The sequence below is a fragment of the Nonomuraea sp. NPDC003201 genome, assembly GCF_053590415.1.
The window spans coordinates 1-7,234 of sequence record NZ_JBSFTC010000435.1 but is presented as its reverse complement, the minus strand read 5'-3'; the positions used below and the strand labels follow the sequence as shown (position 1 = coordinate 7,234).

The 7,234-nt window shown below is 71.3% G+C and carries 8 protein-coding genes; 6 read left to right on the top strand and 2 right to left on the bottom strand.

All coding sequences use genetic code 11. From position 1 onward, the window contains the following. Nucleotides 1-319 (bottom strand): hypothetical protein (locus ACWDX9_RS56965; RefSeq protein ID WP_449971400.1); only part of this gene is annotated, 319 nt, incomplete at its 3' end. A gap of 118 nt (nt 320-437) precedes the next feature. Here ACWDX9_RS56965 and ACWDX9_RS56960 point away from each other — a divergent pair. Then, on the top strand, nt 438-1,832 hold the full coding sequence (locus tag ACWDX9_RS56960; RefSeq protein WP_449971398.1) for a hypothetical protein: 1,395 nt from the start codon (nt 438-440) through the stop codon (nt 1,830-1,832). Here the strand turns inward: ACWDX9_RS56960 and erm are convergent. Then, the gene (erm, locus tag ACWDX9_RS56955) at nt 1,821-2,645 is read right to left on the bottom strand and encodes an ErmE/ErmH/ErmO/ErmR family 23S rRNA (adenine(2058)-N(6))-methyltransferase (protein ID WP_449971395.1); all 825 of its coding nucleotides are present in this window, start codon (nt 2,643-2,645) and stop codon (nt 1,821-1,823) included. The two genes, ACWDX9_RS56960 and erm, sit on opposite strands and share 12 nt — an antisense overlap. A 359-nt stretch (nt 2,646-3,004) precedes the next feature. Between erm and ACWDX9_RS56950 the strand changes: the two genes are divergently transcribed. From ACWDX9_RS56950 to ACWDX9_RS56930, 5 genes are all read left to right on the top strand, one after another. Further along, the gene (locus tag ACWDX9_RS56950) at nt 3,005-3,682 is read left to right on the top strand and encodes a response regulator transcription factor (RefSeq protein ID WP_449971393.1); all 678 of its coding nucleotides are present in this window, start codon (nt 3,005-3,007) and stop codon (nt 3,680-3,682) included. After that, entirely contained in the window at nt 3,679-5,100 is a 1,422-nt protein-coding gene (locus tag ACWDX9_RS56945; RefSeq protein WP_449971391.1) for a sensor histidine kinase, read from the top strand. Before ACWDX9_RS56950 ends, ACWDX9_RS56945 begins: the two co-directional genes overlap by 4 nt. A gap of 24 nt (nt 5,101-5,124) precedes the next feature. Next, complete coding sequence (locus ACWDX9_RS56940) at nt 5,125-5,661, top strand: hypothetical protein (protein ID WP_449971390.1); 537 nt, start codon at nt 5,125-5,127, stop codon at nt 5,659-5,661. Then, the gene (locus ACWDX9_RS56935) at nt 5,658-6,749 is read left to right on the top strand and encodes a peptidoglycan-binding protein (RefSeq protein WP_449971388.1); all 1,092 of its coding nucleotides are present in this window, start codon (nt 5,658-5,660) and stop codon (nt 6,747-6,749) included. Before ACWDX9_RS56940 ends, ACWDX9_RS56935 begins: the two co-directional genes overlap by 4 nt. Then, nucleotides 6,749-7,234: ABC transporter ATP-binding protein (locus tag ACWDX9_RS56930; protein WP_449971403.1), on the top strand; the 486-nt coding region annotated here is incomplete at its 3' end. The genes ACWDX9_RS56935 and ACWDX9_RS56930, both read left to right, overlap by 1 nt.

Sequence of the window (7,234 nt, the reverse complement as noted above, 5' to 3'; positions counted from 1 at the left end):
GCCCCAGCACCTGCTCCGGCGCGCACGGGTGCTCCGTCAGCACCGCGCCGCCGAGGCCGGCGATCAGTCCGGCCAGCGGCGAGGTGGACAGCGCCGCCACCCGGTCGGCCCCGTGGGACGCGGCGGTGTGCACCATCGCCGCCGCCGCCAGTTCGGCCGCGGAGGCGTCGTCGAGCGGCACCCGCCGCTCTCCTCTGAACGGCCGATATTGCTGAGAATTCGCTGTGAGTTTCGCCCAGGCGGCAACCGGGTCACGGACCCCGTCCCGCACCTCGAAATAGAGCCTGACCAGTGCCTGGTTGACCTGCGATCCCCCCATGGAAAAAGTTCAACACAGACAGTGATGCTCTATCGCCATACGTATCGGCATGTCGGGGATAAGAATTGGAAGCCCTGGTGGAAACCACTGCCGGAGTTACGGCAGGCTAGAGGCCGCCATGGATTACGCAGTTCTCACGGGGATAGTCCTCGTCGCCGGTGTCGTACTCGCTCTAGTCGCCCAATGGCGTGATTGGCGTCCACCGCTCGTCGTCGCCATCGCCGTCGGCGTGGCCGTACGCCTGCTCATCATGTACACGTCGGCCATCGATTCGTGGCAACCCGTCGACTTCATGGAGAGCTTCAAGCCCGCGGGCGAGGCCGTGCTGCGCGGCCAGGACCCGGTGCTCGCCAGCGAGGGCGGCTGGCACTTCCTGCCGACCATCCCGTACGTGTACGGGATCCTGCTGTGGCTCGGCATCCCGTGGGAGTACGCCGGGCGCCTGGTCACCGTGGTCGCCGACATCGCGCTCATCCCGCTGGTGGCCAAGCTGGCCGGCGGCCCCAAGGCGTCGCTGCGGGCGCTCCAGTACGCGCTCAACCCCCTCGCCCTGATGATCGCCGCCATCCATGGCCAGGTCGAGCCGGTCGCGCTCGTGTTCGGCGTGGCGGCGTTCGTGGTCGCCCGCGGCCCCGGCGCGATGGAGCGTCCCGGCATCGCGACGGACGTGGTCGCCCGGGTGCGCGCCGGTGTGGCCGCGTACGGCGTGCGCTCCTCGATCCCGCGCGTGCTCGGCCGGGGCGGCATGCTGCACCGCGCGCTGCTGCCGGCCCCCGGCGACAGGGCCGACCTCAAGCGGGGCGCGCTGGCCGGGGTGCTGATGGGCCTGGCGCTGTGCGCCAAGAGCTGGCCGATCTGGCTGATCCCCGGCATGCTGCTGCTTCTGCCCAACCTGCGCTCCCGGGTCGCCGCGATGTTCACCACCGGGATCGTGCCGCTGTTCTTCCTGGTCACGCTGCCGGTCTTCGCGGGCACGTCCCTCAACCAGATCCCCGCCGTCATCAACACCATCCGCGACATCCGCCCCATCGTCGGCGAGTGGGGCTGGACCCCCTGGTACACCGGCGGCGACTGGGCGCTGCGGCCCGACCTGGCCTCGTTCGGCACGAACCTGATCTACCTGTGCGTCGTCGCGGCCGTGCTCTACTGGCGGCGCGCCGACCCGATCGACATGACGACGGCCATCCTGCTCGTCTTCATGGTCGTGACGCCCCGGCTCGGGGCCCAGTACCTGATGTGGTTCATGCCGTTCCTGGTCGCCAGGCCCACCAGGTTCGCCTGGCCGGCCATCGTGGGCGTGTCGATCTGGTCCGGATACGGCTACCTGTACATGACGCAGTTCGACGTCAACAGCTGGTGGTACCTGCACCAGGACTGGTCGCGGGCGTCGATCGTGCTGCTGCCCATCCTGGCGCTGGCCATGCCCTGGGGCCGCCGCGTCGCGACCACGGCCCCAGGACTGGCTCCTCTCGCCGGCCCGTCGAAGCAGGCCAAGGTCAGCTCACCGGCATAGGCCCTCCCACAGGATGATCCACTGGTCGGGGTGGACGTGGGCCACGACGGTGTCGCGGGCGACGCCCGCCGCCTTCAGCGCGGCGTCCACTCCCTGGTAGCGGGTCTTCAGCGAGGCGCGCACCGAGCCGCCGACGCCGCCGAAGCCCAGCTCGACCAGCTCCTGGTAGGAACGGCGGGAGGCGACGAGCGGCTCGGGCCTGCGCTGGACGCGCAGGATCGCCGAGTCGACGGACGGGACGGGGCGGAAGCTCTCCCTGCCGATCGTGTCGCCGAGCCGCCAGTGGAACCACGGCCACGACTCCACCGTGACCAGGCTCCAGCGGCCGTAGTCGCCCGACCGCTTGCGGGCGTACTCCCGCTGGGTGAGCAGCGTCGCCGAGGTCAGGGCCGGCGCCCGCAGGCACCAGTCCACGATCTTCGACGTGATCGAGTACGGGATGTTGCCCACGACCGCGAACGGCTCGCGCGGCGCCCGCGCGGCCGTGAAGTCGCCCCTGACCACGTCGATCCTGGGATCGCTGCGCGTACGGGCGGCCAGCCGCCCGGCGAGCAGCGGGTCGATCTCGTAGCCGATGACCCGCGCCCCCGCCTCGGCGAGCGCCAGGGTGAGCACCCCCTCCCCGGCGCCGGGCTCCAGCACGAGCCCTCCGGGAGCGGCGGCCTTCACCATCAGATCGACGGCATGCCGGTCGGCCAGGAAATTCTGCGAGAGAGTGCGCCTCGCCCGGTCTCTGGGCGTGCGACCGCCGCCGCCATTCCTGGCTTTACGCTGAGTATGCGAATAGTTTCCGTGCGCGAAATTCTGCGCCACAGCACTTGCCCTTTCGGGTCCTCGAGATTGACAGGTCTCGAAGGGCCCTGGGCGCGCGTGCGGACGCTACAGCCTCAGGTGTTCGCGTCCGCTAGCGGGCCAGAGCCCGGCCGTGGCGGATGCGAATGAAAACCGGGCAGGAGAACATGCATGTCATGCCGGTCACAGTAGGCAGCGGTCTGCCGTCCGGGCAACGGAATTAAATGTGAGGCGCGGCCGGCGCCGGGTTCGGCCCGTGTTCCTGTGGGGCGCGCCCGGCACGCTCACCGCGACGTGCCGTTCCGGCCGCGCGGGCCGATCTTCGACGTGAGATGAGCGCTTTGAGCCCGCTTTGAAGTGGTTCGGGTAGACCTTTACCCATGGACCGACCGGCCAGGGTGCTCGTCGTGGACGACGAGCCGAACATCCGCGCCCTGCTCTCCCAGACGTTGCGACTGGTGTCGTTCGAGGTCAGGACCGCGGAGACGGGTGCGGAGGCGGTGACGGCCGCCAGGGAGTTCGACCCCGACATCGTGGTGCTCGACGTGATGCTGGAGGACTTCGACGGGTTCGAGGTCGCCAGGCGGCTGGGCGAGCGCGTCCCCGTGCTGTTCCTGACCGCCCGCGACCGGGTCGAGGACCGCGTCCAGGGCCTCACGTTGGGCGCCGACGACTACGTGGCCAAGCCGTTCAGCCTGGAGGAGGTGGTGCTGCGCATCCGCGCCATCCTGCGCCGCAGCCGCTCGACGCCCCGCAACGACGTGCTCCGCTACGCCGACCTGGAGCTGGACCCCGCGGCCCACCAGGTCTCCCGGGCCGGAGTGCCGGTGGACCTGTCGCCCACCGAGTTCAACCTCCTCGAATACCTCCTCACCAACGCCGGCAGGGTGGTGAGCAAGGCGCAGATCCTCGACAGCGTCTGGCACTACGACTTCGACGGCGACTCCAGCATCGTCGAGTCGTACGTCTACTACCTGCGCAAGAAGATCGACAAATGGCAGCCGCAGCTCATCCACACCGTGCGCGGCGTCGGCTACACGCTGAGGACCCCGCGGTGAGGCCCGCCGCCTGGACCCTGCGCACCCGCCTGGTCATGGCCGTGCTCGGGGTCGCCACGCTCGGGCTGGTGCTCTCCACCGTGGCGGGCGTCGTACTGCTGCGCGGCAGCCTGACGGACCGGGTGGACAAGCAGCTCGAACAGCTCACCAAGATGGCCACGATCAAGAACGGCCAGCTCTTCGGGCCGATACGGACGCTCACGGCGTCCCCGATGAACGACGTCGTCTCCGAGGTGCTCACGAAGCGGGTCGCCGCCATCCAGCAGATCATGGTGTTCGGCTCCGACGGCACGCTGCAGTACAGGTTCGGCGCCTCCGGCCAACCCGGCCCCGTCGTCGACGAGGGCAGGACCGGCGAGAACTACACCGCGCCGGGCACCTCGGGTCCCTCCTGGCGCGTGCGCGCCGTGAAGGCGTCCGACGGCAGCACCCTGGTCTTCGCCCAGTCGCTCGCCGAGGTCGAGCAGACCCAGACCTCCGCCATCGCCATCTTCGTCGCGGTGGGCGCGTTCGTGCTGCTCCTGATCGGCCTGGCCGCCGGCGCCCTGGTACGCCTCGGCCTGCGCCCGCTGACCAGGATGGAGGCCACGGCCGGCCACATCGCCCGCGGGGACTTCGACCGCCGGGTGCCCGCCGACGACCCGCACACCGAGCCCGGCCGCCTGGCCCGCGCCATGAACGTCATGCTCGACCGCCTCCAGTCCGAGATCGCCGCCAGGACCGACTCCGAGGCCCGCATGCGCCGCTTCCTCGCCGACGCCTCCCACGAGCTGCGCACCCCGCTCACCTCCGTGCGAGGCTTCGCCGAGCTGCACCGCAGGGGCGGCGACGCCGGCGAGGCGATGCACCGGATCGAGGACGAGGCCGCCAGGATGGGCGTGCTGGTCAACGACCTGCTCACGCTGGCCCAGCTCGACGAGGAACGCCCGATCGAGCGGCGGCCCGTGGACCTGCTGGAGGTGGCCGCCGACACGATCCGCGACGCCCGCGTACGCGCGCCGGACCGGCAGGTCAGGCTCGCCGGGCTGGACGGCCCCCTCGCACCCGTGACGATCACGGGCGACGACGCCCGCCTGCGCCAGGTGGCCGCCAACCTCGTCGGCAACGCGCTCTGCCACACGCCCCCCGACGCGTCCGTCACCGTCAGGGTCGGCAGATCGGACGGCCTGGCCGTGCTGGAGGTGTCCGACACCGGGCCCGGCGTGCCGCCCGAGCACGTGCCGCACCTGTTCGACCGCCTCTACCGCGTCGGCCGGGGCAGATCCAGGGCCGACGGCGGCGCCGGGCTCGGCCTGGCCATCGTCTCCGCCATCGTCAGCGCCCACGGGGGCCGCGTCGAGGTGGACACCGCGCCGGGCGAGGGCGCGACGTTCCGCGTCCTCCTACCTGGCTCCGAGGCGGCTCCCAGCTCGCTTTGAACGGAGCTCGGCACATTCGGAGGCATGACGAAGACACTCATCGCGCCCCCGCTGCTGATCGGGTTGCTGGCCGCGTTCGCCGTCGGCTGCGGCAGCGGGCAGGGTGACACGGGAGTCGCCTCCGTGGCCGTGGGCTCCTCCGCGAAGCCCTCCGCGAGCGCCGCCCCGACCGGCACGACGGACCCGCAGGAGCAGGGCAGGAAGTTCGCGCAGTGCATGCGCGACCACGGGATCCCCATGGAGGACCCCGACCCGGACGGCGGCGGCGGCCTCCAGGCGATCGGCGAGAACGCCGACAAGAAGAAGGTCATGGACGCCGTCGCGGCCTGCCAGGCCTACGCCCCCTTCAAGGACCGCAAGAACCTCGACCCGGAGCAGGTCGACAAGCTCCGCGAGCTGGCCAGGTGCATGCGCGAGAACGGCGTGGACTGGCCCGACCCCAACCCCGACGGCAGCTTCTCCAGCGGCACCGCGCTGAAGCTGGACCGGAACGACCCCACGTTCAAGAAGGCCTTCGAGATCTGCGGCAAGAAGTTCCCGAAGCTGGGGGAGCGGAAGTGACGCAGCTCAAGGAGCCCGCGGCGGCCACGCGCGCGTTGCCACCGCGCCGTCGCCGCCCCCTGCGGGCGCTGGCCTGGACGGGCGGCGCCGCGCTGCTCGCCGCCGCCGTCGCTGCCGCCGCGGTGGGCTTCGGCGGAGACGGCACCGGTACGGCCGCCGCCACCCGTACACCCCCGGCCACCGCCAAGGTGACCCGCACGACCCTCACCGAGACCAAGACCGTGGACGGCACCCTCGGCTATGGCGACCCCCTGACCGTCACCGCCAAGTCCCAGGGCACGATCACCTGGCTCCCCGGCGAAGGCGCCACGATCACCCGGGGCCACGCCGTCTACAGCGTGGACGCCGACCGCCGCCCCCTCCTGTACGGCACCATGCCCCTCTACCGCACCCTGGAGGACGGGGTCGAGGGCAAGGACGTCGAACTGCTCGAACGCAACCTCGAGAAGCTCGGCTACACCGGATTCGACGTGGACGGCGAGTTCACCTGGGCCACCAGGGAGGCGGTCGAGGACTGGCAGGACGATCTCGGGCTCGACGTCACCGGCAAGATCCAGCCGGGGGACGTCGTGGTCGCCGACGGCCCCATCCGGGTCGCCGACCTGAAGAAGGCGCTCGGAGACAGCGCGGGCGGGCCCGTGCTGACCGCCACCGGCACCACCCGCCAGGTGCTCGTCAACCTCGACGTGGCCGACGAGCACCTGGTCAGGAAGGGCATGAAGGCCACCGTCGAGCTGCCCGACGGCACCGAGGTGAACGGCAGGATCACCCGCGTGGGCAAGGTCGCCACCGCGACCGGCACCGGCAACGACACGACCACCACCGTGGAGGCCAAGGTGTCGGTGAGCGGGCTGAAGAAGTCGTACGACGCCGCCCCCGTGGACGTCACGATCGTCTCCGACCAGCGGAAGGACGTCCTGGCCGTGCCCGTCGGCGCGCTGTTCGCCCTGGCCGAGGGCGGCTACGGCGTACAGGTCGTCGAGGGCCCGGCCACCCGCTACGCCGCGGTCGAGACCGGCATGTTCGCCGACGGCCGGGTCGAGGTCACCGGGGTCCAGGAGGGCACGACCGTGGCGGTGCCCAAGTGATCGTCGAACTGCACGACGTGAGCAAGGATTACGGCGACGTGGCCGCGCTCCGCGGTGTCTCCTTGGGCATCGAGCACGGCGAGCTCGTCGGCATCGTCGGCCCGTCCGGCTCGGGCAAGTCGACCATGCTCAACATGATCGGCACCCTCGACCGCCCCTCCGGCGGTCTGGTCCGCATCGCGGGGCACGACGTGGGCTCGCTCACCGACAAGCAGCTCTCCGCGCTGCGCGCGAACGTCATCGGCTTCGTCTTCCAGCAGTTCCACCTGGCCGCCGGAGTCAGCGCGCTGGACAACGTGGCCGACGGCCTCCTGTACGCGGGCCCGTCCCTGCGGGAGCGGCGGCTGCGCGCGTACGAGGCGCTCGAACGCGTCGGCCTCGGGCACCGGCTGGGCCACCGCCCGCACGAGCTGTCCGGCGGCGAGCGCCAGCGCGTGGCCATCGCCCGCGCCGTGGTCGGCGAGCCGCGGCTGCTGCTGGCCGAC

Excerpts from the sequence above, each read along its gene's own strand:
- ACWDX9_RS56960 (WP_449971398.1), top strand. The coding sequence starts at position 438 with ATGGATTACGCAGTTCTCACGGGGATAGTCCTCGTCGCCGGTGTCGTA.
- ACWDX9_RS56950 (WP_449971393.1), top strand. The coding sequence starts at position 3,005 with ATGGACCGACCGGCCAGGGTGCTCGTCGTGGACGACGAGCCGAACATC.
- ACWDX9_RS56940 (WP_449971390.1), top strand. The coding sequence starts at position 5,125 with ATGACGAAGACACTCATCGCGCCCCCGCTGCTGATCGGGTTGCTGGCC.